Source organism: Cellulomonas humilata, from assembly GCF_030814415.1.
GTDB lineage: Bacteria > Actinomycetota > Actinomycetes > Actinomycetales > Cellulomonadaceae > Cellulomonas > Cellulomonas humilata_A.
This window is the reverse complement of sequence record NZ_JAUSVB010000004.1, coordinates 165,512-187,905: the sequence shown is the minus strand read 5'-3', so window position 1 is coordinate 187,905 and position 22,394 is coordinate 165,512. Positions and strand designations below refer to the sequence as shown.

Below are 22,394 nucleotides of genomic sequence, written 5' to 3'. Positions count from 1 at the left end.
CCCGACCGGTCCCGGACACGTGTCCCGCAATGGCAGGATGCACCCCATGGCGTTGACGGCACAGGTGAAGGACGAGCTCGCCCGTCTGAAGGTGGACAAGACGTCCTCACGGAAGGCCGAGGTCTCGGCCACCCTGAGGTTCGCCGGGGGGCTGCACATCATCTCGGGTCGGATCGTCATCGAGGCAGAGCTGGACACGGGCATCGCAGCCCGTCGGCTCCGACAGGCGATCGCGGAGGTCTACGGGCACGAGAGCGAGATCATCGTCGTGTCCGGCGGTGGCCTGCGTCGCGGCAGCCGGTACGTCGTCCGGGTCGTCAAGGACGGCGAGTCGCTCGCGCGCCAGACCGGTCTCCTCGACAACCGCGGGCGTCCCGTACGCGGACTTCCGCCGCAGGTCGTGTCCGCCGGGGTGGCCGAGGCCGAGGCGGCGTGGCGCGGCGCGTTCCTCGCGCACGGCTCGCTGACCGAGCCCGGTCGCTCGTCGGCCCTCGAGGTCACCTGCCCCGGCCCGGAGGCGGCACTGGCGCTGGTCGGGGCCGCACGGCGGCTCGGGATCGCCGCGAAGGCGCGCGAGGTCCGCGGCATCGACCGTGTCGTCATCCGTGACGGCGACGCCATCAGCGCGATGCTTGCCCGGCTCGGTGCCCACGAGACGATGCTGGTCTGGGAGGAGCGCCGCGTGCGGCGCGAGGTCCGCGGCACCGCCAACCGCCTCGCGAACTTCGACGACGCCAACCTGCGCCGGTCCGCACGTGCGGCCGTCGCGGCCGGTGCCCGGGTCGAGCGTGCGTTCGAGATCCTGGGCGACGAGCTCCCCGAGCACCTGCGCGAGGCGGGCGAGCTGCGGCTTGCGCACAAGGAGGCGTCGCTGGAGGAGCTGGGCAAGCTCGCGGTACCCACGCTGACCAAGGACGCGGTCGCGGGACGGATCCGGCGGCTGCTGGCGACCGCGGACAAGCGCGCGGTGGAGCTGGGCATCCCGGACACCGAGGCGGGCCTGAGCCCTGACCTGCTCGACCTCTGAGCCGGCGTCCGACTCGTCGCGTGCCCGCACCGGGACCTTCGTCCTGACTCCGCGGACGCTGTCCGCGTGACCGTCGTCACGGGTATAGGCTCGGGTCATCCGACCGCCTGACGTGCGTCCGTGCTGTGCGCGGGAGCCCGGTGAGACGGTCGGAACGCACAGCGGCGTGCGTGACCCCATCACCAAAATGTGTGCGCCGGCCCCCCGTCGGCGCTGCCGAGGAGGGCAAGTGACCATCCGCGTCGGTATCAATGGCTTCGGCCGTATCGGGCGTAATTACTACCGGGCGATCATCGCGTCCGGCGCCGACATCGAGATCGTCGGTGTGAACGACCTCACGGACAACAAGACGCTCGCGCACCTGCTCAAGTACGACACCGTGCTGGGCCGGTTCCCGCTGAGCGTCGACTTCGACGACGAGAACATCATCGTCGACGGCAAGAAGATCCGTGCGCTCGAGGAGCGGGACCCCGCGAACCTCCCGTGGGCCGAGCTGGGTGCGGACATCGTCATCGAGTCCACCGGCTTCTTCACGGACGCGACCAAGGCCAAGGCGCACATCGACGCCGGTGCCAAGAAGGTCATCATCTCCGCCCCGGCGAAGAACGAGGACGGCACGTTCGTCATGGGTGTCAACCACACCGACTACGACGCCGCGACGCAGCACATCATCTCGAACGCGTCGTGCACCACGAACTGCCTCGCCCCGGTCGCCAAGGCGCTCAACGACTCCATCGGCATCGAGCGTGGCCTCATGACCACGATCCACGCCTACACGGGTGACCAGAACCTGCAGGACGGCCCCCACAAGGACCTCCGTCGCGCTCGTGCCGCCGCGCAGAACATCGTCCCCACCTCGACCGGTGCGGCCAAGGCCGTGGCGCTCGTGCTCCCGGAGCTCAAGGGCAAGCTCGACGGCTTCGCGCTCCGCGTGCCGACGATCACCGGCTCGGCCACGGACCTGACGTTCACGGCCTCGCGCGAGGTCACCGTCGAGGAGGTCAACGCTGCGGTCAAGGCCGCCGCCGACGGCCCGCTCAAGGGTGTTCTCGAGTACGTCGAGGACGAGATCGTGTCGAGCGACATCGTTACCAACCCGCACCAGAGCATCTTCGACTCGAAGCTCACCAAGGTGAGCGGCGACCTGGTCAAGATCATCGCCTGGTACGACAACGAGTGGGGCTACTCGAACAGCCTCGTCGCCCTCACCACGTACGTCGGCGAGCGTCTCTGACGGTCTCGTTGCACCTGTAGTGACGGTCATGCGTCCGCGTGCGCCCCGGCCCCTGTGGCCCGGGCGCACGCGGACGCTGCCGTGTCAGCCCCTGCTCGAGTCACGGGAAGAAGACGCATGAAGACCATCGAGGACCTCGGCGACCTGCGCGGCAAGCGCGTGCTCGTCCGCTCCGACTTCAACGTGCCGCTCGACGGCACCACCATCACGGACGACGGCCGCGTACGCGCGGCCCTCCCGACGCTCCAGGCGCTGCTCGCCGCCGGTGCGCGCGTGGTCGTGACGGCCCACCTCGGCCGCCCCAAGGGCGCCCCGGAGGACAAGTACTCGCTCAAGCCTGTCGCCGACCGGCTCGCCGAGGTGCTGGGCCAGCCCGTCGCGCTGGCGACCGACGTCGTCGGCGACTCGGCCAAGGCCACCGTCGCCGCGCTGCAGGACGGCGAGATCGCCCTGCTGGAGAACATCCGGTTCGACCCCCGCGAGACGTCCAAGGTCGACGCCGAGCGTGCCGAGCTGGCCGGTGAGCTCGCCGAGCTGGCCGACGTGTTCGTGTCCGACGGCTTCGGCGTCGTGCACCGCAAGCAGGCGTCGGTCTACGACGTCGCGCTGGTGCTCCCGCACGCGGTCGGCAAGCTCGTCCTCAAGGAGGTCGCGTCGCTGCGCAGGGCGACCGACGACCCGGCGCGGCCGTACGTGGTCGTCCTCGGCGGTTCCAAGGTGTCGGACAAGCTCGGCGTCATCGCCAACCTCCTGACCAAGGCGGACCGCCTGCTCATCGGTGGCGGCATGCTGTTCACGTTCCTCGCGGCGAAGGGCTACTCGGTGGGCAACTCGCTCCTCGAGGAGGACCAGATCGAGACCGTGAAGGGTTACCTCGCGCAGGCCGAGGCGGCCGGCGTCGAGATCGTGCTGCCGACGGACATCGTCGTGGCGGCCGAGTTCAAGGCCGACTCCCCGGCGCAGGTCGTCCCGGCCGACGCCATCCCCGACGGCACGATCGGGCTCGACATCGGTCCCGACTCGAGCGCGCTCTTCGCGTCCAAGATCGTCGACGCCAAGACGGTCGTCTGGAACGGCCCGGCGGGCGTGTTCGAGTTCGAGGCGTTCTCCGGTGGCACGCGTGCCGTCGCGCAGGCGCTCGTCGACGCGGGCGCGAACGGTGGCTTCACGATCGTCGGCGGTGGCGACTCCGCCGCGGCCGTGCGCACGCTCGGCTTCGACGAGGCCGGGTTCGGACACATCTCGACCGGTGGTGGCGCGAGCCTCGAGTTCCTCGAGGGCAAGACGCTCCCCGGCATCGCGGTTCTGGAGGACTGAGCGTTGACCACTCGTACCCCGCTGATGGCGGGCAACTGGAAGATGAACCTGGACCACCACCAGGCCACGCACACCGTGCAGAAGCTCGCGTGGACGCTCAAGGACGCGCGGCACGACTTCGCGGCCGTCGAGGTCTGCGTGCTGCCCCCGTTCACGGACCTGCGCAGCGTGCAGACGCTGGTCGACGCCGACAAGCTCGAGCTGGTCTACGGCGCGCAGGACGTCTCGGCGCACGCGTCGGGCGCGTACACCGGCGAGATCTCGCCGCTGTTCCTGGCCAAGCTCGGCGTCACGTACGTCGCGATCGGCCACTCGGAGCGCCGTGAGTACCACAACGAGTCCGACGAGCTGATCAACGCCAAGGTGAAGTCGGCGCTCGGCGCGGGTATCACCCCGATCCTCTGCGTCGGCGAGGTGCTCGACGTCCGCAAGGCCGGCGAGCACGTCCCGCACACGCTGGCGCAGCTCGACGGCGCGCTGGCCGGTCTGACGGCCGCGCAGGTCGCCACGATCGTCGTCGCGTACGAGCCCGTCTGGGCCATCGGCACCGGCGAGACGGCGACCCCCGAGGACGCTCAGGAGCTGGCCGCGGCCATCCGTGCCCGCATCGCCGAGCTGTACGACGCCGAGACGGCCGACGCGGTCCGCGTGCTGTACGGCGGTTCGGTGAAGTCGTCGAACGTCGCCTCGATCATGGCCAAGCCGGACGTCGACGGTGCGCTCGTCGGCGGCGCGAGCCTGGACCCCGAGGAGTTCGCCGCGATCGCGCGGTACAAGTCGCACGCAGTCGGTCTCTGACCTGACACCGACGTGCGCTCAGGCAGGTTTCGGTGACACCGCCGGAACCTGCCTGAGCACGGTGGTGGCTTATCGCCCCACTCGTCGCCTACCCTGTACCGCGGTCCACCGCAACGTCGCTGGCTCTACCGCCGTCGACGTGCCCGCCGAGTAAGGAACTGACACCGACGTGACTGGCCTGAAGATCACCCTCCAGGTGCTGCTGGTGCTGACCAGCCTCCTGCTCGTTCCGCTCGTCCTGCTGCACAAGGGCAAGGGCGGTGGCCTGTCGGACATGTTCGGCGGTGGCATCACGAGCAGCGCGGGAAGCTCCGGCGTCGCGGAGCGGAACCTCAACCGCATCACGATCGGCACCGCCCTCGTCTGGACGGCGATCATCATCCTGCTCGGTCTCATCGAGCGCACGGTCTGAGGCGGTAGGCGATGGCGAGCGGGAGCGCGATCAGGGGGTCGCGAGTCGGCGCAGGCCCGATGGGCGAGGCCGAGCGCGGCGACACGGCCCCGCGGATCTGGGTGTCGTACTGGTGCGCCAACGGCCACGAGACCCGCCCGAGCTTCGCCGAGGAGGCCGCTCTCGAGGCCCCGGTGACGTGGGACTGCCCCCGCTGCGGGTTCCCCGCCGGGCAGGACCAGGAGAACCCTCCGTCGCCGTCGAAGAACGAGCCGTACAAGACGCACCTGGCCTACGTGAAGGAGCGGCGGTCCGATGAGGACGGCGCCGCGATCCTCGACGAGGCACTGGCAGCACTGCGCGCCAAGCGCGGCGGCTGACCACACCGTGCCATGAGCGGCGAGAGCCCTCGGCACGACCCGCCGGCGGAGACGCCGGTGCTCTCGGTGATGCTCGCGGTGCCCGATGCCGGGGCGGCCGCCCAGTGGTACGCCGACGCGATGGGCGCCACGACGCTGTGGGACCTGGGGAGCGTCGTCGGCCTCAGCATCGCCGGAGCACCGTTCTTCCTCGGTCAGCCCGAGGGCAACAACTGGGACACGCCCGCAGGGCTGGGCGGCCGGACCGTGCGCGTGGAGGTCTTCGTCGACGACCCGGACGCTTTCGTCGCCCGCGCGGTCACCGCCGGCGCGGACGGCAGCGTCGACCCGCTCCGCGACCACCAGATGCCGTGGGGCGTGCACCGGCAGGGCGGCTTCGTCGACCCGTTCGGGCACCTGTGGCTGGTCGGCGACCGGTCACCCCTCGCGGCGCACCCCGAGGGGCTCTAGCCGAGGACCCGCAGCAGGGCGAAGCCGTCGTACCCCTTGGTACCGACCGTCTGCACCACCGTGGCGTCGTACCGGGGGTGGCGCGTGAGCAGCTCGACCATGGCGCGGACGCCCTGAACGCGCTCGTCGGCGTGGTCCGGCTCGATCACGGCGCCACCGCGGACCACGTTGTCGACGACGACGACCGCGCCCGGGTGGGTGAGCGCGAGCGTCTGCTCGAGGTAGCGGGGGATCGACTGCTTGTCGGCGTCGATGAAGACCAGGTCGTACGGCTCGGTCTCCTCGGCGATGAGGCTGTCGAGCGTGTCCGCAGCCGGGCCGACGAGCACGTCCACGAACGAGCCGACACCGGCCTGGGCGAGCGACTCGGTGGCGATACGGGCGTGCTCCGGCTCGAGCTCGAGCGTCGTCAGGTGGCCACCCTCGGGCAGGGCGCGGGCGAGCCAGAGCGTGCTGTACCCGCCGAGCGTGCCGATCTCCAGGATCCGCCGCGCACCGGTCGCCTGCGCCAGCAGCTGGAGCAGCTTGCCCTGGTTGGGGGCGACGGCGATGTCCGGCAACCCGCCGGCGGTCGCCGCGTGCCGGGTGTCTACCAGGGCGGCGTCCTCGGGCGTGAGGACCGAGAAGTAGTGGTCGACGTGGGTCCAGAGCTCGGACGCGGTCTCGGGCGCCGCCGGGAAGGCCGCAGTCGTGGTCGAGAGCGCGGCGGGGGTGCCCAGCGTCTCTGTCGCGGCGATGTCGACCAGCCAGAGCGTCCTCTCGGTGCCGAGCGCACCGGCGGCCGGGGTCGTGTCGACGGGAGCGCCGCGGAGCGCGGAGGCGACCGCCTGCGCCTTCTCCGCACCCGCGGCGACCACCCAGACCTCGCGGGCGCCGCGGATCGCGTCGTAGGTCAGCGAGACGCGCTCGGGCGGCGGCTTGGGGGAGCCGTGCACCCCAACCGTCGGACGGCCGGTGACCGCCAGCGCCTCGTGGCCCGGGAAGAGCGAGGCGACGTGCCCGTCGGGGCCCATGCCGAGCAGCAGCACGTCGAAGGCGGGGGAGCCTGCCGCCGCGAAGGTCTGAGCGTAGGCGTCGGCGGCCGCCTCGGGCGTCGGGACGTCGTCGCTCAGCGCGGGCATCGCGTGCACGTTCTCGACCGGCAGCGCGTCACCGAGCGCGTCGATCAGGGCGTCGCGGGCCTGGGTCTCGTTGCGGTCCGGGTCCCCCTCGGGCAGGAACCGCTCGTCCCCCCACCACAGGTGCACCCCGGACCAGTCGACGGCATCCCGCACGGGGCTCGCCGCGACGGCCGCGAGGGACGCGATGCCCACGGTGCCGCCGGTGAGCACGACGTGGACGGGGGAGCGGTGCGACTGGACGTCCACCAGGTGCGTGAGCAGCCGTGCCGCGACGGACTCGGCCAGGACCCGGGCGTCGGGGTGGACGACGACGTCGCGGGTCATGCGTCGATCCTCGGCAGACCCTTCGCCAGCACCTCGCCGTAGACCTCGTCGGCGTCCAGTCGCCGGAGCTCTTCCGCCAGGCACTCGCGCAGCTGACGGATGGGCAGCGCGATCCGGTGCTCGGGCTGGTCGGGCTGCCGGAGGGCCGCGGTCTTGCCGTCGGGCCGGTCGAGCACGATGTCACCCGACGACCGCTCGAGCCGGACCTGCGTGATGGCGGGCGCGTCCTTGATGCGCTCGATCTCGACCGGGCACCGCAGGGCGTACGCGAGCCACGCGGCCATGAGGTCGACGGACGGGTGCGTGCTCTCGCCGACGACGACGGCCTTGTGCACCTGCTCGTACGGCGGCTGGTCGAGCGTCGCCGCGATGAGTCCGCGCCACAGGGTCGCGCGCGTCCACGCCAGGTCGGTGTCACCGTCGGTGTGCGCCGCCGCGAGGGCGCGGAGCGCCGTGTTCGGGTGCGCGCACTGCGTCGTGTCGGTGATCCGGCGCGTGGCCATCCGCCCGAGGGGGTGCTCGGCCGGGTTCTCCGGGATCTCGTAGGGCCACCACGTGACGATGGGTGCGTCCGGGAGCAGCAGCGGGATGACGAGCGTGTCGAGGTGGCGCTCGAGCTGGCCGGACGGCCGCAGCACCAGCACCTCGCTGGCGCCGGCGTCGCCGCCGAGCCGGATCTGCGCGTCCAGGTTGGAGGCGCGGTCCTTGGTGTCGTTCGCGATCACGATGACGCGGCACGGGTGCTCGCGGCTGGCGTCGTTCGCCGCGTCGATCGCCTCGTCGGGGTCTCGGTCGCCGACCGAGATGATGAGGGTGAGGACGCGTCCGAGGGCGATCGCGCCGCCCTCGTCACGCTCCTTGAGCAGGCGCTTGTTGATGTCCCGCGTCGTCGTGTCGGGCATCTCGATGATCATGGCCGTCTCCAGACTCGCCCGTCGCGGGCCATCATCTTGTCCGCGGACTCCGGACCCCAGGTGCCGGAGCGGTACTCCTCAGGCTTGCCCTTGCCGGCCCAGTACTCCGTGATCGGGTCGAGCACCTTCCAGGACAGCTCGACCTCCTCGTGCCGGGGGAAGAGCGGCGGGTCTCCGAGCAGCACGTCGAGGATGAGGCGCTCGTAGGCCTCGGGCGACGACTCGGTGAACGCGTGGCCGTAGCCGAAGTCCATCGTCACGTCCCGGACCTCCATGGCCGTGCCCGGCACCTTGGCGCCGAACCGCAGCGTCACACCCTCGTCGGGCTGCACGCGGATGACCAGGGCGTTCTTGCCCAGCTCCTCCGTGGCGGTCGACTCGAACGGCAGGTGGGGCGCACGCTTGAACACCACGGCGATCTCGGTGACGCGACGCCCGAGACGCTTGCCCGTCCGCAGGTAGAACGGCACCCCGGCCCAGCGGCGGTTGTCGATGTCGACCCGGATCGCGGCGAACGTCTCGGTGGTGGACTCCGGGTTGAAGCCCTCCTCCTCGAGGTACCCGACGACCTTCTCGCCACCCTGCCATCCGGCCGCGTACTGGCCGCGGGCGGTGTGCTTGCCGATCTCGCGGGGCAGGCGGACGGCGGACAGGACCTTGATCTTCTCAGCCGTCAGGCTGGACGCCTCGAACGACGCCGGCTCCTCCATCGCCGTGAGGGCGAGGAGCTGGAGCAGGTGGTTCTGGATGACGTCACGGGCCGCGCCGATGCCGTCGTAGTACCCCGCACGTCCGCCGATGCCGATGTCCTCGGCCATCGTGATCTGCACGTGGTCGACGTAGTTGGCGTTCCAGATGGGCTCGTAGAGCTGGTTGGCGAAGCGCAGCGCCAGGAGGTTCTGGACCGTCTCCTTGCCGAGGTAGTGGTCGATCCGGAAGATGTCGTCCGGCCGGAAGACGCTCGAGACGATCTCGTTGAGCTCTCGCGCGCTCTGGAGGTCGTGACCGAACGGTTTCTCGATGACCACCCGGCGCCACGTGCCGTCCTGGGGCTGCGACAGCCCCGAGCGCGCCAGCTGCTTGCAGACGACGGGGAACGCGCTCGGCGGTACCGAGAGGTAGAACGCGTGGTTGCCGCCGGTCCCGCGCGAGGTGTCCAGCTCCTCGACGGTGTCGCGGAGCCGGTCGAACGCGTCGTCGTCGTCGAACGTGCCCTGCACGAACCGGATGCCCTCCGAGAGCTGGCGCCACGTCGCCTCGCGGAACGGCGTGCGGGCGTGCTCCTTGACCGAGTCGTGCACGATCTGCTCGAAGTCCTGCCGGGCCCAGTCGCGCCGGGCGAACCCGGTGAGCGCGAAGCCGGGCGGGAGCAGCCCGCGGTTGGTGAGGTCGTACACCGCGGGCATCAGCTTCTTGCGGGCGAGGTCGCCCGTGACACCGAAGATGACCAGACCGCAGGGGCCGGCGATCCGCGGCAGGCGACGGTCGCGGGGGTCGCGCAGGGGGTTGTTCCCGGCGGACACCTTGCTCGGGCTCATCTGACGGCCTCCGCTGCGTTCTGCTCGGCGGCAGCGGACAGACCGTCGGAGACCGTGCCGAGGAGGTCTCCCCAGCTCGCCGTGAACTTGTCCACGCCCTCGACCTCCAGCTGCTCGGTGACCTCGTCGATGTCGATGCCCACGGCCCGCAGGCCCTCGATGACGGCCTCCGACTCCTGCCGCGTCCCGCTGACCGTGTCGCTGCCGTCGCCGCCGTGGTCTGCGACCGCCTTCAGCGTGGCCTCGGGCATGGTGTTGACGACGCCGGACACGACCAGGTCGTCGACGTACAGCGTGTCCGGGTACGCCTTGTCCTTGACGCCCGTGGACGCCCACAGAGGTCGCTGCGGGTGCGCCCCCGCGGCGGACAGCGCCTTCCAGCGGTCGTCGGCGACGACGTCCTGGTAGAGCCCGTAGGCGAGGCGCGCGTTGGCGATCGCGGCCTTTCCGCGCAGGGCCGCGGCCTCGGGCGTGCCGATCGCGTCGAGGCGGGGGTCGATCGCGGTGTCGACGCGGGACACGAAGAAGGAGGCGACCGACGCGATCGGCGCCAGGTCGTGCCCGTTGGCCTGGGCCTGCTCGAGCCCGCTCTGGAACGCGTCGAGGACCTCGCCGTACCGTTCGAGCGAGAAGATCAGCGTGACGTTGACGCTGATGCCCTCGGCGAGGACGGCGGTGATCGCCGGGAGCCCCTCACGGGTGGCGGGGATCTTGATGAAGACGTTCGGTCGGTCGACCGTCGACCACAGCGACTTCGCGGACGCGATCGTGCCGTCGGTGTCCTTCGCCAGCCGGGGATCGACCTCGATCGACACGCGGCCGTCGACGCCGTCGGTGGCGTCGTAGACCGGTCGCAGGACGTCGGCCGCCTGCCGGACGTCGTCCGTGGTGATGCGGAAGACCGCCGCGTCCACGTCGGCGCCGTCGGCGGCGAGCTCACGGAGCTGCTCGTCGTAGGCGTCGCCCTTCGCCAGCGCGCTCGCGAAGATGGACGGGTTCGTCGTCACGCCGACCACGCCCGACGCCTCGACGAGCTCGGCGAGGTTCCCCGTGCGCAGGCGTTCGCGCGAGAGGTCGTCGAGCCAGATCGCGACGCCGGCGTCAGCCAGCCGTGCCAGAGGGGTGCTGCTCGGTGCCATGTCGATCGATCCCCTTCTCCCGCGAGCCGGCCCCGGGACGACCGGGGCCGGCTCGCCCGTTCAGACTCAGACCTGCTGGTCGCCCGTCCCGCTCTCGGTGGGTACGGCGGGCGTGCTGGCGGGACCCGCGTCGCCGCGCGCCGCCGCGATCGACTCGTGCGCGGCCGCGACCACGGCCTCCGGCGTGAAGCCGAACTCGCGGAAGAGCGTCTCGGCGTCGGCCGATGCCCCGTAGTGCTCGATCGAGACCGACCGTCCGGCGTCGCCGACCAGCTTGTGCCACGACAGGGCGATGCCCGCCTCGACGGACACCCGCGCGCGCACCGACGACGGAAGGACCGACTGGCGGTACTCCTCGTCCTGCTCCGCGAACCACTCCAGCGACGGCGCCGAGACGACGCGCGTCGCGACGCCCGCTGCCTCGAGCGTCTCGCGGGCCGCCACCGCGATCTGCACCTCGGACCCGGTGCCGATGAGGATGACGTCGGGCGTGCCGCTGCTCGCCTCGAGCAGGACGTACGCGCCCCGTGCCACACCGTCGGTCGTGGCGTACCCGTCCTCGCCGCGCGGGAACGTCGGGACGTTCTGGCGCGTGAGGATGAGGCCGACCGGACCGTCGGTGTGCTCGAGGATCGCGCCCCACGCAGCGGCGGTCTCGTTGGCGTCGGCCGGGCGCACGATGGTCAGGCCCGGGATCGCCCGGACGGCGGCGAGGTGCTCGATCGGCTGGTGCGTCGGGCCGTCCTCGCCGAGGCCGATGGAGTCGTGCGTCCACACGTAGATGGCCGGCACCCCCATGAGCGAGGCGAGGCGGACCGAGCCGCGCATGTAGTCGCTGAACGTGAAGAACGTCCCGCCGTAGGGCCGGGTCAGGCCGTGCAGCCGGATGCCCGACAGGATCGCGCCCATGGCGTGCTCGCGGATGCCGAAGTGCAGCGTGCGGCCGAACTGGTCGCCGGCGAACTCGTGCGTCGAGCGCTTGGCGGGGATGAAGGACGGCTCGCCCTTCATCGTCGTGTTGTTGGAGCCGGCGAGGTCGGCCGAGCCGCCCCACAGCTCGGGAAGCACCGGCGCGAGCGCGCTGAGCACCTCGCCCGAGGCTGCACGGGTCGCGACCGACTTGCCCGCCGTGAACACGGGCAGCGACTCGGTCCAGGCGTCGGGCAGCTCGCCGGCGACCAGCCGGTCGAGCAGCGCGGCGTTCTCAGGGTTCGCGGTGTGCCACGCGTCGAACGCGCTCTGCCACTCGGCCTTCGCGGCGGCGGTGCGCTCCGAGAGGCCGCGCGTGTGGGCCAGGACCTCGGGGGCGACCTCGAACGTCTTCTCGGGGTCGAAGCCGAGGAGCTCCTTCAGGCCGCGGATCGCCTCGCCGCCCAGCTTCGAGCCGTGCGAGGAGTGGTCGTTGGTCTTGCTCGGCGTGGGCCACGCGATGAGCGTGCGCAGGCCGATGAACGACGGTCGGTCGGTGACGGCCTTGGCCGCCTCGATCGCGGCGTGCAGGGCGTCGACGTCCTCGCGGTACCCGTCCGGGCCGCCGGTCCAGTCGACGAACTGCACGTGCCAGCCGTACGCCTCGTAGCGCGCGACGACGTCCTCGGTGAACGCGATCTCGGTGTCGCCCTCGATCGAGATGTGGTTGTCGTCCCACAGCACGATGAGGTTGCCCAGCTCCTGCGTGCCCGCGATGGACGACGCCTCGCTGGTCACGCCCTCCTGCAGGTCACCGTCGGAGGCGATGACGTAGACGTGGTGGTCGAACGGGCTGGTGCCGGGCGCGGCCTCGGGGTCGAAGAGACCCCGCTCGCGCCGCGCCGCCATCGCGAAGCCGACGGCCGAGGCGAGGCCCTGGCCGAGCGGCCCGGTGGTGATCTCCACCCCGGTCGTGTGCCGGTACTCCGGGTGGCCCGGCGTCTTCGAGCCCCAGGTCCGCAGAGCCTCCAGGTCCTCGAGCTCCAGGCCGAAGCCGGCGAGGTAGAGCTGGATGTACTGCGTGAGGCTGGAGTGGCCCGCAGACAGCACGAACCGGTCCCGGCCCAGCCAGTGCGGGTCCGCCGGGTCGTGCCGGAGCACGTTCTGGTAGAGCAGGTAGGCCGCGGGGGCGAGGCTGATCGCCGTCCCGGGGTGGCCGTTGCCCACCTTCTCGACCGCGTCGGCGGCCAGGACACGCACCGTGTCCACCGCCCGCAGGTCGAGGTCTGTCCAGCCGACCGTCTCAGCCAGGGGAGCCTTCGCGTTCACCGAACCTCATTTCCACCCGGGCAGGGGTCCGGGTGTCGTGTCGGACGAGATCTTCGGAATGATCTTCGACATGACGCGACATCCGCGTCGGATGCCGGGCAGGTGGGACGTCACGCCGTCACGGCGGTCGTCGGACCGTGCGAACCGACCTTATAGCGCACCCGGGTAGGGATGCCGGGCGTGACCAGCACCCGGCGGAGCGACCGATCTCACACGGGACGCCCGGCGATCCGGCGCCCGCGTCGCGCCGTCGTGCAGGCGCAGGCCGTAGCATGGCTGCGCGAACCATCCCCGCCGGAACACGAACGGAATCGCAGCGCGTGCGCCTCAGCAGCCCCCTGTCAGTCGACGACGCCGGAGCGTCTTCCGCGTCGACCCCGGGTGCTCCTGACACGACGGTGACCGTCGCGCCGAGCGGTCCGCTGTCCCGGCTGCGCCGGACGGTCGGCCCGTACATCGCGCTGACCAAGCCGCGCGTGATCGAGCTGCTGCTGGTCACCACGCTCCCGACGATGATCCTGGCGCAGGGCGGCTTCCCCAGCTTCGGTCTGGTCGTCGCGACGCTCGTCGGCGGTGCGGCCGCGGCCGGCTCGGCCAACGTCCTGAACTGCTACCTCGACCGCGACATCGACAAGATCATGAACCGCACCAAGCGGCGACCGATCGTCACGGGCGAGGTCAGCCCGCGCGCGGCGCTGATCTTCGGTCTCGCGCTGGGCGTGCTGTCGCTGGCCTGGCTCGCCGTGATGGTGAACCCGGCGTCGGCGTGGCTGACCGCGGCAGCGATCCTCATCTACGTCGTCGGCTACACGATGATCCTCAAGCGCCGCACGCCGCAGAACATCGTCTGGGGTGGCGCGGCCGGCTGCATGCCGGTGCTCATCGGCTGGTCCGCGGTCACGGGCGGCGTCTCGTGGACCGCCGTGCTGCTCTTCGGGGTCATCTTCTTCTGGACGCCGCCGCACTACTGGCCGCTGTCGATGAAGTTCCGCCGGGACTACGCCGCCGCGGGCGTCCCGATGCTGCCGGTCGTGGCCAAGGACACCAAGGTCGCCCGCGAGATGATCGCGTACACGATCGCGATGATCGCCTGCTCGCTGCTGCTGGTCCCCGTCCAGGGCATGACCTGGGTGTACGGCGTCGTCGCCCTGGGCCTGGGGCTCTGGTTCCTCTGGGCGTGCATCGGGCTGCTGCGCCGCGCCGAGCACCCCGAGGCCGGCAAGCTGCGCGCGATGAGCGTGTTCCACGCGTCGATCACGTACCTCACGCTGCTGTCCGTCGCGATCGCGGTGGACGTGTTCCTCCCGTTCTGAGCGGCGGACGCGTGAACCCGACCGCGCTCCAGACGGCGCTCGAGCTGTATCTCGCGCACCTCACGGTCGAGCGGGGTCTGTCCGCGAACACCCTGCTGGCCTACCGCCGTGACCTGACCCGGTACACGGCCTTCCTCGAGTCCCGCGGCTGTGCCGCGCCGGCGGATGTCGCGGAGCCGGACGTCGAGGACTTCGTCGTCGCGGTGCGCTCGGGATCCGACGGTCGTACGGCGCTGTCCGCCTCGTCGGCCGCCCGGACCGTCGTGGCGGTGCGCGGGTGGCACAAGTTCCTGCTCCTGGACGGTGCGACCGGTCTCGACCCCGCGCGTGCGGTGAAGCCCCCGGCCCAGCCGAAGCGGCTGCCGAAGGCGATCTCCGTGGCGGACGTCGAACGGCTGCTGGACGCGGCCGGCGTGGGTGCCGGTCCGGTGCCGCTGCGCGACCGGGCGCTCCTCGAGCTCGTCTACGGCACGGGCGCGCGCATCTCGGAGGCGGTGGGTCTCGACATCGACGACGTGGACCGCACGCCGGGGCGGGCGACCGTCCGGCTGTTCGGCAAGGGGACCAAGGAGCGCGTGGTGCCGCTGGGTGCGTTCGCTCTCGAGGCCGTGGAGTCCTACCTCGTCCAGGCGCGGCCAGCGCTGGCCGTCGGCGGGACGGGTGGGTCGCCCGGGGTGTTCCTCAACACGCGTGGCGCGCGGCTCAGCCGGCAGAGCGCGTGGGCGGTCCTGCGGGTGGCCGCGGAACGGGCCGGGCTGGCGGAGGCCGAGCACATCTCCCCGCACACCCTGCGGCACTCGTTCGCCACGCACTTGCTCGCCGGGGGAGCCGACGTCCGGGTGGTCCAGGAGTTGCTCGGGCACGCCTCGGTGAGCACGACGCAGATCTACACGATGGTGACCCCGGACACCCTCCGCGAGGTCTTCGCGGCCTCCCATCCGCGAGCACAGTGAGCATCAGTCGTGCTTCGGTCTGTCGCGGGGCCATGCGGCGCCCTGCTCCGGTAGGTTGTCCCGCGTGGTGAGCCAGCAGACGACCGACCCGCAGCTCGATGCCGTCGGGCGGCCCATGCCCGTGTTCCCCGAGCCCCCACCCCTGGCGTCGCACGGCCCGGCGCGCGTGATCGCGCTGTGCAACCAGAAGGGTGGCGTCGGCAAGACGACGACGACCATCAACCTGGCCGCCGCGCTGGCGGAGTACGGCCGCAAGGTGCTCATCGTCGACTTCGACCCGCAGGGCGCTGCGTCGGTGGGTCTGGGCATCAGCCCGCACGAGCTGGACCGGACCGTCTACAACCTGCTCATGGAGCGGGACGCCGACATCCACTCGCTCATCCAGCACACCGCGACGCCCGGCCTGGACCTGCTGCCCGCCAACATCGACCTGTCCGCCGCCGAGGTGCAGCTGGTCGGCGAGGTGGCCCGTGAGTCGGTGCTGGCCCGCACGCTGCGTCCCGTCCTCGACGACTACGACGTCGTGATGATCGACTGCCAGCCGTCGCTGGGTCTGCTCACGGTCAACGCCCTGACCGCCGCGCACGGCGTCCTCATCCCGCTGGAGTGCGAGTTCTTCGCGCTCCGCGGGGTCGCGCTGCTGGTGGAGACCATCGAGAAGGTGCGCGACCGGCTGAACCCGCGGCTCGAGGTCGACGGCATCCTCGCCACCATGTACGACCCGCGCACGCTGCACGCCCGCGAGGTCGTCGCGCGCGTCAGCGAGGCGTTCGGGGACACCCTCCTGCACACCGTCATCAGCCGGACCGTGAAGTTCCCCGACGCCACCGTGGCCGCAGAGCCGATCACCACCTACGCCCCGACGCACTCGGGTGCGGCGGCCTACCGTCAGCTGGCACGTGAGCTCGTCGCCCGTGGCGACGCCGCCTGACGAGCGCGCGGTCCCGCCCGAGAAGCCGGCCAAGGAGCCGGCGGGTGCGAACGCGCCTGCACCGTCCCCGGTCGGTACCCAGGCGTTCGAGGTCCACCTCACCAACTTCAGCGGCCCGTTCGACCTCCTGCTCGGGCTGATCGCCAAGCACAAGCTCGACATCACCGAGGTCGCGCTCGCGCAGGTCACCGACGAGTTCATCGCGCACATCCGGGGCGCCGAGAAGCAGTGGGACCTGGGGCAGGCCAGCGAGTTCCTGGTCATCGCCGCCACCCTGCTCGACCTCAAGGCCGCCCGGCTGCTGCCGTCCGCGGACGTCGAGGACGCCGAGGACCTGGAGCTGCTCGAGGCCCGGGACCTCCTCTTCGCGCGCCTGCTGCAGTACCGCGCCTACAAGCTCGTCGCCGCCGACCTGGCGGAGCGGTTCGCGACGGAGGGCCGACGCTTCCCGCGCCTGGTCACCCTCGAGCCCCACCTGGCGGCCCTGCTGCCGGAGCTGGTCTGGCAGATCGGCCCGGAGCAGCTGGCGGCGCTGGCGGCGAAGGCCGAGCAGCCGAAGGCGACTCCGCCCGGTGTCGACATCAGCCACCTGCACGCCCCGGCCGTCAGCGTCCGGGAGCAGGCGGCCGTGCTGGTGGACCGCCTGCGGCACGGGGGCGCGATGTCGTTCCGCGCGCTCACGGCCGACGCCGGCGCGACGGTCGTCGTCGTGGCCCGTTTCCTCGCGCTGCTGGAGCTGTTCCGGGAGGGCGCGGTCGCGTTCGACCAGGTCACGCCGCTGGGCGAGCTGACCGTGCGCTGGACGGGATCCGAGGAGGGCGAGATCGAGGTGTCCGACGACTTCGACACGCTGGACACCACACTCGACGCAGGGCTGGCCCGTGACGGGGCAGCCGAGGAGGACGCATGACCGAGCAGACGCCTGACGACGCGGTGGTCGAGGAGACGGCGACAGCCGACGAGCTCGCGTTCGACGTCGACGACCTGCCCGGCGGCGCTCTGGCCGCGCTCGAGGCGGTGCTCATGGTCGCCGACGAGCCCATCGCCGCCGTGCGTCTGGCAACCGTCCTCGCGCTGCCGACCGCGCGGGTGGAGGCGCTCCTCGACGAGCTCGCCGCCGAGTACCGCGGGGAGAACGGCGGCCGGCCGCGCGGCTTCGAGGTGCGGCGCGTGGGGGACGGTTGGCGGATCTACTCCGCGCCGGTCTACGCGGACGTCGTCGGACGCTTCGTGCTCGAGGGGCAGACCGCCCGGCTCACCCAGGCGGCGCTCGAGACGCTCGCCGTCATCGCCTACCGGCAGCCGGTGACGCGCGGACAGGTCTCGGCGGTCCGTGGCGTGAACGTCGACGGTGTCGTCCGCACGCTCACCACCCGCGGACTGGTCGCCGAGGTGGGGACGGATCCGTCCAGCGGTGCGGTGCTGTACCAGACCACGGGATACTTCTTGGAGCGGATGGGGCTGTCCAGCCTGGACGAGATGCCCCCGCTCGCGCCCTACCTGCCGGACATCGATGCCTTCGACGGCGTCGACCAGGCGATCGGAGACAACAGATGAGCCCGCAGGAACGACGGTCAGGGGGCGCCGGGCAGTCCGGTGGTCAGTCCGGCGGCAGGGGCGGCGCGCCTCGGGGCAGCAGCGGGTCCGGTGCCAGCCGTGGCGGCAGCGCGGGCGGGTACCGCGGTGGCAGCGGCGGCTCCGGTGAGTCTCGTGGGGGCAGTGGCGGCGGGTACCGCGGTGCCGGCGGCGGCGAGGGCTACCGCGGCAGCACGGGCGGAGGCGACGGGTACCGCAGCAGCGGCGGTGGCGGCTACCGGGGGAGCAGCAGCGGCGGCGACTCGCGCGGCGGCAGCGGCGTGAGTTCTCGCGACGCCGGCGGCTACCGCGGCGGGTCGAACAGCGGTGGTGGCTCGCGTGACGGCGGCGGGTACCGCGGCGGCTCGAGCACCGGTGGCGGTTCCCGCGACAGCGGGGGATACCGCGGCAGCACGAGCGGTGGCTCGCGTGACAGCGGCGGCTACCGCGGCGGTTCGAGCAGCGGGGGAGACTCCCGCGACAGCGCAGGCTACCGCGGTGGCTCGAGCAGCGGTGGCGGCTCGCGCGGCACGACGGGCGGAGCCTCGCGCGGTGGGCCGGGTGCCGGGTCGCGCGGCGGCGCGCCTCGTCCGAAGACCGGGAGCGGCTACCCGCGCAGCGGTGGCGCTGGGCGTCCGCGCAGCGACGGTGCGTCGAGCCGGCCGTCGAAGCCCAGCCGCACCCCCGAGGTGACCATCGACGTCCACGACCCCGACGGCACGCGCCTGCAGAAGGTGCTCGCGGCCGCCGGACTGGGTTCGCGCCGGGCGTGCGAGGACCTGATCTCCGCGGGCCGCGTCACGGTCGACGGCAACAAGGTGCTCGAGCTCGGCGTCCGTGTGGACCCGCTCACGGCGGTGATCCACGTGGACGGCATGCGCGTGCAGCTGGACTCGTCGATCGTCACCATCGCGCTGAACAAGCCCAAGGGCGTCGTCTCGACCATGCACGACCCCGAGGGCCGGCCGTCGATCGGGCAGTTCGTGTCCGACCGGGAGGAGCGGCTGTTCCACGTCGGACGCCTGGACGCCGAGACCGAGGGCCTGATCCTGCTGACCAACGACGGGGACCTGGCCAACCGGCTCTCGCACCCGTCGCACGGCGTCACCAAGGTGTACCTGGTGCAGCTCGAGGGCCGCGTGACGCCCTCGCTGGGCACCCGGCTCATCAAGGGTGTGGAGCTCGAGGACGGACTGGCCAAGATCGACAAGTTCCAGATCGTGCAGACGACGCCGCAGGCGAGCCTGGTGGAGATCGAGCTGCACGAGGGTCGCAACCGCATCGTGCGACGGATCTTCGACGAGGTCGGCCACCCGGTCACGCAGCTGGTCCGCACGCAGATCGGCCCGATCCGCCTGGGTGACCTCAAGCCGGGTCGCACGCGCGTGCTGTCGAAGACCGAGGTGGGCTCCCTGATGACACGGGTGGGCATGTGACGCTGGCGACGCGAGGGCCGGTGCGCATCGTCGGCACCGGCCTGCTCGGCACGTCGGTCGGCCTCGCGCTGTCGACCCACGGTGTCGACGTGGTCCTGCACGACCCGTCCCGCACCGCCCTTGCGCTGGCGCGCGACGTCGGCGCAGGCCGGCCCGCGCGTCCCGACGACGCCGCGCCGACCCTGATCGTCGTCGCCGCCCCGCCCGACGTGACCGCCGACGTGGTCCGCGCGGAGCTGGAGGCGTACCCGCACGCCGTGGTCACCGACGTGGCGAGCGTCAAGGGGTACGTGCTGGCGGAGCTCAGGGCCGCGGGTGCAGACCTCACGCGCTACGTCGGCTCGCACCCGATGGCCGGCCGTGAGCGGTCCGGTCCGTCCGCCGCGGTCCCCGACCTGTTCCTCGGCCGCCCCTGGGTGATCGCCGACTCGGGGTCGTCGCACCCGGATGCCGTGCTGGCCGTCCGGTCGCTCGCCGTCGACCTCGGCGCTGTGCCTGTGGCGATGGACGCCGACGCTCACGACGCCGCGGTCGCCGCCGTCTCGCACGTGCCGCAGGTGGCCGCGAGCCTCGTCGCCGCCCGCCTGCGCGGTGCCGACGACGCGGCGCTCGGGCTCGCCGGACAGGGCCTGCGCGACGTGACCCGGCTGGCCGCGTCCGATCCCGCGCTGTGGACCTCGATCCTCGCTGCGAACGCGGCCGCGGTCCGGGAGGTGCTGCAGGACCTGCGTTCCGACCTCGACACCGTGATCGACGCGCTCGGTCAGGCGGCCGCCGCCGACGGGCCGGAGACCGTCGAGCTGGGCGCGCTCGCCACGCTGGCGCAGGCGATCGCCGACGGCAACGCCGGCGTCGCGCGCATCCCCGGCAAGCACGGCGGCGCGCAACGGGTGTACGGCGTCGTCACGGTGCTGGTGCCTGACGCTCCGGGCGAGCTCGCGCGGCTGCTCACCGAGGTGGGGGAGGCGGGGGTCAACCTCGAGGACCTGCACCTGGAGCACGCGGCCGGTCGCCCGGTCGGCATGGCGGAGATCTCGGTGCTGCCCGGTCGGGTGGAGCACCTCGAGGCGGAGCTGACGGCCCGCGGATGGAGACTGGTGAGTTGAGCAGGGCGATTGTCGTCGCGATCGACGGCCCCTCGGGGTCCGGCAAGTCGAGCGTGTCGCGGGGGGTGGCGAGCGCTCTCGGGCTGGCGTTCCTCGACACCGGAGCGATGTACCGAGCAGCGACCTGGTGGTGCCTCCACCAGGGGGTGCCGCTGACCGATGTCGACGCGGTCGCCGGTCAGGTCCGCACGCTGCCGCTGGTCATGGGCGTCGATCCGCTGCACCCGACGGTGCACGTCGACGGGATCGACGTCGGCGCGGCGATCCGGACCACGGAGATCTCCGCAGCCGTCAGTGCGGTCGCGACCAACCTCGAGGTCCGCGCGGAGCTGGGCAGGCTCCAGCGGGCCGAGATCGAGTCGGCGCGCGTGAAGGGGCGAGGGATCGTCGCCGAGGGGCGGGACATCACCACGGTCGTCGCGCCCGACGCTGACGTCCGCGTGCTGCTGACCGCGAGCGAGGAGGCCCGGCTCGCCCGGCGGGCGCGTGACGTGCACGGCACCGCCGACGCCGCGGCGGTCGAGGCGACCCGCGACCAGGTGCTGCGTCGCGATGCCGACGACTCGACCGTCGTGCAGTTCCACGTCGCCGCCGAAGGGGTGATCACCGTGGACTCCTCGCACCTGGACTTCGACCAGACCGTGCAGGCCGTGCTCGACGTCGTCGAGTCGGTCGTCGGCCCGCGCGCGTGAGCACGCCGACCGGCCCCTCCGAGCGCGGTCCGCACTGGGCGCGCTGGATCGGCCGCTTCCTCGCACGCATCGTCTGGAACACGGAGGTCTCGGCCGGCCACCTGGTCCCCACCGACGGACCCGTCCTGTTCGCGGCGAACCACACCGGGATCATCGACGGACCGATCCTGCTCGGCGTGTCGCCGCGGCCGTCGCACATGCTGGTGAAGTCGGAGATGTTCTGGGGGCCGGTCGGCACGGTGCTGCGCGCGGCCGGCCAGATCGCCGTCGAGCACGACGGGGGCCGGTCCGCTCTGAACAGTGCGCTCGTCGTGCTCAAGCGCGGTGGCGTCGTCGGGGTCTTCCCCGAGGGGAACCGCGGCAAGGGCGACGCGGCGAGCGCACGCGCCGGCATCGCGTGGCTCGCCCTGAACGGCCATGCCCCGGTGGTCCCGGTCGCGGTGCTCGGCACGCGGCGGACGGGGGAGTCCGTCGGCCACGTCCCGGGTCTTCGGCGTCGGCTCGCGATCGAGTTCGGTGAGCCGCTGGTCCTCGAGCGCCGGCCGGGCATGTCCGGCAGAGCGGCCCTCGAAGGGGCGAACGAGTCGATCCGCGTGGCGCTGGCGGAGCTGGTCGACCGCGCCTGTGCCCGCACCGGTCTGGTCCTGCCGACCGACGACCCGAACAGGGAACGCGCGCTCTGATGGACTGGGCGTGGGATCCGAGCCTCTACGAGGGCAGCGCCCCGCACTACGCCGTGGGTCGGATGGCCTACCCGGCGGCCCTCGCCGACACCCTGCGTGATGCCCTCGGCCTCGACGGCAGCGGTCGTCTGCTCGACGTCGGCTGCGGGCCGGGGTCCCTGACGCTCCTGCTCGCGCCTCTCGTCGCGTCCGCCGTGGGTGTCGACGCCGACCCCGGGATGATCGCCGAGGCGCACCGCTCGGGTGCGGCCGGGATCGACTGGCGACAGCTGCGCGCCGAAGAGCTGCCCGCGGACCTCGGCACGTTCCGGCTGGTCACGTTCGCGCAGTCGTTCCACTGGATGGATCAGCCGCAGGTGGCCCGGGCGGTCCGCCCGATGATCGAGCCCGATGGCGCCTGGGTGCACGTCTTCGCGACGACGCACCGCGGTGCCGGTGGCGACGACGTGCTCCCGCACCCCCGACCGCCGTGGGACGCGATCGACGCGCTGGTCGCCGGGTACCTCGGGGAGGTCCGTCGGGCGGGCCAGGGCTCGTTGCCGACCGGGACGCGCGGGGGCGAGGAGGACGTCATGCGCGACGTCGGCTACCGCGGGCCGGAGCGGCTCGAGGTGGTGCGCGGCGACGTGGTGGAGCGCTCGACGGAGCAGGTCGTGTCCGCCGTGTACTCGCTGTCCAGCTCGGCGCCGCACCTGTTCGGGAGCCGGCTGCAGGAGTTCGACGACGACCTGCGCCGGCTCCTGCGATCGGCGTCCCCGGACGGCACGTTCGCCGAGCGGGCGCGCGACGTCGGCGTCGTGATCTGGCGTCCGTGACGGGACTCTCGCGCAGGTA

At 72.2% G+C, this 22,394-nt stretch carries 22 protein-coding genes; 17 read left to right on the top strand and 5 right to left on the bottom strand.

Annotated elements, in window-relative coordinates:
- The first annotated feature begins 46 nt into the window (after window positions 1-46).
- From whiA to J2X26_RS14885, 7 genes are all read left to right on the top strand, one after another.
- Window positions 47-1,027 carry a DNA-binding protein WhiA gene (gene whiA / locus J2X26_RS14915; protein ID WP_055914830.1) on the top strand — a complete coding sequence of 327 codons (981 nt, stop codon included), beginning with the start codon at window positions 47-49 and terminating at the stop codon, window positions 1,025-1,027.
- Window positions 1,028-1,256: 229 nt separating this feature from the next.
- Entirely contained in the window at window positions 1,257-2,261 is a 1,005-nt protein-coding gene (gene gap, locus J2X26_RS14910; protein WP_307493490.1) for a type I glyceraldehyde-3-phosphate dehydrogenase, read from the top strand.
- A gap of 117 nt (window positions 2,262-2,378) precedes the next feature.
- Complete coding sequence (locus tag J2X26_RS14905; protein WP_307493487.1) at window positions 2,379-3,578, top strand: phosphoglycerate kinase; 1,200 nt, start codon at window positions 2,379-2,381, stop codon at window positions 3,576-3,578.
- Window positions 3,579-3,581: 3 nt separating this feature from the next.
- Window positions 3,582-4,376 (top strand): triose-phosphate isomerase, encoded by a 795-nt coding sequence (gene tpiA / locus J2X26_RS14900; RefSeq protein WP_307493486.1) that lies wholly within the window; start codon window positions 3,582-3,584, stop codon window positions 4,374-4,376.
- A 169-nt stretch (window positions 4,377-4,545) separates the two neighbouring features.
- Entirely contained in the window at window positions 4,546-4,788 is a 243-nt protein-coding gene (gene secG / locus J2X26_RS14895) for a preprotein translocase subunit SecG (protein WP_307493484.1), read from the top strand.
- An 11-nt stretch (window positions 4,789-4,799) separates the two neighbouring features.
- Window positions 4,800-5,147 (top strand): RNA polymerase-binding protein RbpA, encoded by a 348-nt coding sequence (locus J2X26_RS14890; RefSeq protein WP_055914815.1) that lies wholly within the window; start codon window positions 4,800-4,802, stop codon window positions 5,145-5,147.
- A 12-nt stretch (window positions 5,148-5,159) separates the two neighbouring features.
- On the top strand, window positions 5,160-5,597 hold the full coding sequence (locus tag J2X26_RS14885; RefSeq protein ID WP_307493480.1) for a VOC family protein: 438 nt from the start codon (window positions 5,160-5,162) through the stop codon (window positions 5,595-5,597).
- Here J2X26_RS14885 and pgl read toward each other — a convergent pair.
- The 5 genes from pgl to tkt form a co-directional block, all read right to left on the bottom strand.
- On the bottom strand, window positions 5,594-7,042 hold the full coding sequence (gene pgl, locus J2X26_RS14880; protein WP_307493478.1) for a 6-phosphogluconolactonase: 1,449 nt from the start codon (window positions 7,040-7,042) through the stop codon (window positions 5,594-5,596). The two genes, J2X26_RS14885 and pgl, sit on opposite strands and share 4 nt — an antisense overlap.
- Complete coding sequence (locus tag J2X26_RS14875; RefSeq protein WP_307493476.1) at window positions 7,039-7,956, bottom strand: glucose-6-phosphate dehydrogenase assembly protein OpcA; 918 nt, start codon at window positions 7,954-7,956, stop codon at window positions 7,039-7,041. The genes pgl and J2X26_RS14875 overlap by 4 nt, the downstream gene beginning before the upstream one ends.
- On the bottom strand, window positions 7,953-9,494 hold the full coding sequence (zwf, locus tag J2X26_RS14870; RefSeq protein ID WP_307493475.1) for a glucose-6-phosphate dehydrogenase: 1,542 nt from the start codon (window positions 9,492-9,494) through the stop codon (window positions 7,953-7,955). The genes J2X26_RS14875 and zwf overlap by 4 nt, the downstream gene beginning before the upstream one ends.
- Window positions 9,491-10,633, bottom strand: coding sequence for a transaldolase (gene tal / locus J2X26_RS14865; protein ID WP_307493473.1), 1,143 nt, complete (start codon window positions 10,631-10,633; stop codon window positions 9,491-9,493). Before tal ends, zwf begins: the two co-directional genes overlap by 4 nt.
- Before the next feature lie 66 nt (window positions 10,634-10,699).
- Window positions 10,700-12,871, bottom strand: coding sequence for a transketolase (gene tkt / locus J2X26_RS14860; RefSeq protein WP_307493471.1), 2,172 nt, complete (start codon window positions 12,869-12,871; stop codon window positions 10,700-10,702).
- 320 nt (window positions 12,872-13,191) lie between these two features.
- On the opposite strand from tkt, the gene J2X26_RS14855 reads away from it, so the two are divergent.
- The 10 genes from J2X26_RS14855 to J2X26_RS14810 all read left to right on the top strand — a co-directional run bounded on the left by J2X26_RS14855 (window position 13,192) and on the right by J2X26_RS14810 (window position 22,375).
- Window positions 13,192-14,184, top strand: a complete 993-nt coding sequence (locus J2X26_RS14855; RefSeq protein WP_439897861.1) for a heme o synthase — start codon at window positions 13,192-13,194, stop codon at window positions 14,182-14,184.
- A gap of 11 nt (window positions 14,185-14,195) precedes the next feature.
- The gene (locus J2X26_RS14850; protein ID WP_307493469.1) at window positions 14,196-15,137 is read left to right on the top strand and encodes a site-specific tyrosine recombinase XerD; all 942 of its coding nucleotides are present in this window, start codon (window positions 14,196-14,198) and stop codon (window positions 15,135-15,137) included.
- 115 nt (window positions 15,138-15,252) lie between these two features.
- Window positions 15,253-16,068 (top strand): ParA family protein, encoded by an 816-nt coding sequence (locus tag J2X26_RS14845; RefSeq protein WP_307493755.1) that lies wholly within the window; start codon window positions 15,253-15,255, stop codon window positions 16,066-16,068.
- Window positions 16,037-16,978: a segregation and condensation protein A gene (locus J2X26_RS14840; RefSeq protein WP_307493467.1), complete on the top strand. Its 942-nt coding sequence runs from the start codon at window positions 16,037-16,039 to the stop codon at window positions 16,976-16,978. The genes J2X26_RS14845 and J2X26_RS14840 overlap by 32 nt, the downstream gene beginning before the upstream one ends.
- A complete protein-coding gene (gene scpB, locus J2X26_RS14835; protein WP_307493465.1) occupies window positions 16,975-17,625 on the top strand; it encodes an SMC-Scp complex subunit ScpB in 651 nt (216 codons plus the stop codon). The genes J2X26_RS14840 and scpB overlap by 4 nt, the downstream gene beginning before the upstream one ends.
- Window positions 17,622-19,079, top strand: a complete 1,458-nt coding sequence (locus tag J2X26_RS14830) for a pseudouridine synthase (RefSeq protein ID WP_307493463.1) — start codon at window positions 17,622-17,624, stop codon at window positions 19,077-19,079. The genes scpB and J2X26_RS14830 overlap by 4 nt, the downstream gene beginning before the upstream one ends.
- Window positions 19,076-20,185 (top strand): prephenate dehydrogenase, encoded by a 1,110-nt coding sequence (locus J2X26_RS14825; protein WP_307493461.1) that lies wholly within the window; start codon window positions 19,076-19,078, stop codon window positions 20,183-20,185. The genes J2X26_RS14830 and J2X26_RS14825 overlap by 4 nt, the downstream gene beginning before the upstream one ends.
- Window positions 20,167-20,877, top strand: a complete 711-nt coding sequence (gene cmk / locus J2X26_RS14820; RefSeq protein ID WP_307493459.1) for a (d)CMP kinase — start codon at window positions 20,167-20,169, stop codon at window positions 20,875-20,877. The genes J2X26_RS14825 and cmk overlap by 19 nt, the downstream gene beginning before the upstream one ends.
- Entirely contained in the window at window positions 20,874-21,560 is a 687-nt protein-coding gene (locus J2X26_RS14815; protein WP_307493457.1) for a lysophospholipid acyltransferase family protein, read from the top strand. Before cmk ends, J2X26_RS14815 begins: the two co-directional genes overlap by 4 nt.
- Window positions 21,560-22,375, top strand: a complete 816-nt coding sequence (locus tag J2X26_RS14810) for a class I SAM-dependent methyltransferase (protein WP_307493455.1) — start codon at window positions 21,560-21,562, stop codon at window positions 22,373-22,375. The genes J2X26_RS14815 and J2X26_RS14810 overlap by 1 nt, the downstream gene beginning before the upstream one ends.
- Window positions 22,376-22,394 lie beyond the last annotated feature (19 nt).

Bases quoted from the DNA above. Each gene is read 5' to 3' on its own strand.
- cmk (WP_307493459.1), top strand. From the start codon at position 20,167: ATGGAGACTGGTGAGTTGAGCAGGGCGATTGTCGTCGCGATCGACGGC.
- J2X26_RS14810 (WP_307493455.1), top strand. From the start codon at position 21,560: ATGGACTGGGCGTGGGATCCGAGCCTCTACGAGGGCAGCGCCCCGCAC.
- J2X26_RS14885 (WP_307493480.1), top strand. From the start codon at position 5,160: ATGAGCGGCGAGAGCCCTCGGCACGACCCGCCGGCGGAGACGCCGGTG.
- J2X26_RS14845 (WP_307493755.1), top strand. From the start codon at position 15,253: ATGCCCGTGTTCCCCGAGCCCCCACCCCTGGCGTCGCACGGCCCGGCG.
- scpB (WP_307493465.1), top strand. From the start codon at position 16,975: ATGACCGAGCAGACGCCTGACGACGCGGTGGTCGAGGAGACGGCGACA.
- J2X26_RS14890 (WP_055914815.1), top strand. From the start codon at position 4,800: ATGGCGAGCGGGAGCGCGATCAGGGGGTCGCGAGTCGGCGCAGGCCCG.
- J2X26_RS14875 (WP_307493476.1), bottom strand. From the start codon at position 7,956: ATGATCATCGAGATGCCCGACACGACGACGCGGGACATCAACAAGCGC.
- J2X26_RS14905 (WP_307493487.1), top strand. From the start codon at position 2,379: ATGAAGACCATCGAGGACCTCGGCGACCTGCGCGGCAAGCGCGTGCTC.
- zwf (WP_307493475.1), bottom strand. From the start codon at position 9,494: ATGAGCCCGAGCAAGGTGTCCGCCGGGAACAACCCCCTGCGCGACCCC.
- J2X26_RS14830 (WP_307493463.1), top strand. From the start codon at position 17,622: ATGAGCCCGCAGGAACGACGGTCAGGGGGCGCCGGGCAGTCCGGTGGT.
- tal (WP_307493473.1), bottom strand. From the start codon at position 10,633: ATGGCACCGAGCAGCACCCCTCTGGCACGGCTGGCTGACGCCGGCGTC.
- pgl (WP_307493478.1), bottom strand. From the start codon at position 7,042: ATGACCCGCGACGTCGTCGTCCACCCCGACGCCCGGGTCCTGGCCGAG.
- whiA (WP_055914830.1), top strand. From the start codon at position 47: ATGGCGTTGACGGCACAGGTGAAGGACGAGCTCGCCCGTCTGAAGGTG.